This is a genomic window from Thioclava arctica, from assembly GCF_040892615.1.
In the GTDB taxonomy this organism is placed as follows: Bacteria; Pseudomonadota; Alphaproteobacteria; order Rhodobacterales; family Rhodobacteraceae; genus Thioclava; species Thioclava arctica.
Genome location: NZ_JBFRYC010000039.1, coordinates 1 through 1,469, shown reverse-complemented (window position 1 = coordinate 1,469; position 1,469 = coordinate 1). Strand labels below are relative to the sequence as shown.

Sequence of the window (1,469 nt, the reverse complement as noted above, 5' to 3'; positions counted from 1 at the left end):
CTCGCCGCGTTGCCCGAGATCACCCGCATTATGGCTCTGCGCGCGCCAACAGCTATGGCGGCGGTCGAACGCCTCGTGGCGGCTGCGGCCCCGCCCCGTCGGAGCACTGTTCCGCGTCTGGATCAGATGACCGGCGACGGCGAGGCTCTGCAGGCCGCGCGACGTTTGGTTGCGGATCTGAACGGCTGGAAATCGGGCGGTGTTGCCTGGTCCGAGCTAACACGCTCGATGCTGTTTGTCGGGCCGCCCGGCACCGGTAAGACCTTTCTTGCGCAGGCGATGGGCGCAAGCGCGGATGCGACGTTTGTCTCAGGCAGCTTCGCGGAATGGCAGGCGGCGGGTCATTTGGGGTATATGCTCGCTGCGATGCGTGCCACCTTTGCCAAGGCGCGCGAGAGCACGCCTGCAATCCTGTTCATCGATGAAATCGACGCCGCCGGGTCGCGGTTTCAAATCGATCAGCACAACTCGAACTACCAGCGCAACGTGATCAACGCATTCCTGCAGGAACTCGACGGTGTGATGCGCGCACAAGGTGTGCTCGTCATCGGTGCAACAAATGACGTGGGCGCGCTTGATCCAGCGATCCTGCGTCCCGGCCGCTTTGATCTGCAGGTGGCCGTGCCGCTTCCCGATGCGCAGACACTGCACGGCATTCTGCGCACACATCTTGATCTGCCCGACGCCGATCTACGCGATCTCGCGCGAGACGGTGTTGGCATGAGTGCCGCCGATATCGATGCGGCGATCCGGGCCGCAAAATCGCACGCTCGCGCGCAAAATCGTGCCCTGTCCCTCGACGATTTGCGCCGTCAAATCACGGGCGACGACCCGCGCGACCCAACGCAAGACTGGCGCGTCGCCGTGCATGAATGCGGCCACGCAATCGTGTATCATGCCCTTGGTTTGGGCACCATTACGCGCCTTCTGCTGCGCCACGATAGTGGCGGTGAGGCGCACATTGGGGCGCGGCGCGCGCTCGCCACACTGGCCGATATTGACGATGAGCTCGCGTTCCAACTCGCGGGACGCGCCGCTGAAACGCTTGTGCTCGGCGAAGCCTCAGGCGGCGCGGGAGGCGATGCGATGTCTGATCTTGCGCGCGCCACAACACGCGCGGTTTGGGTGGAGACACGCTTTGGCTTGGGCCACCATGAGCTGATCTGGCTGGATGAGCCCGAGCATCTTTCGCTCCGAAACCCGCATGTTTATGGCCGCGTGCGCAAGCGTCTCGCGGCAGCGCAGAAACGGGCGACGGCGATCCTTGAGACGCACCGCGCGGTGATGGATGCAATGGCGCGCGATCTTGTCGAGAAACGCGAATTGGCGGGGGAGGAATTGGCCAAACGGCTTGAGGGCGTCTGTTGTCAAAGGACCGCCAACGATCACGTCGCCCCGCCGAAACTTGGTCGCGATCACGCGGATGATTTGTTTCGGCGAGGTGTCACGACATAGCCCGGACAGCGCGG

Annotated in this window: 1 protein-coding gene; it reads left to right on the top strand. The window is 63.8% G+C overall.

All coding sequences use genetic code 11. From position 1 onward, the window contains the following. Positions 1 to 1,455, top strand: a 1,455-nt coding sequence (locus AB4874_RS19815; RefSeq protein ID WP_368393304.1) for an AAA family ATPase, incomplete at its 5' end; no start/stop codon positions are given. Positions 1,456 to 1,469 lie beyond the last annotated feature (14 nt).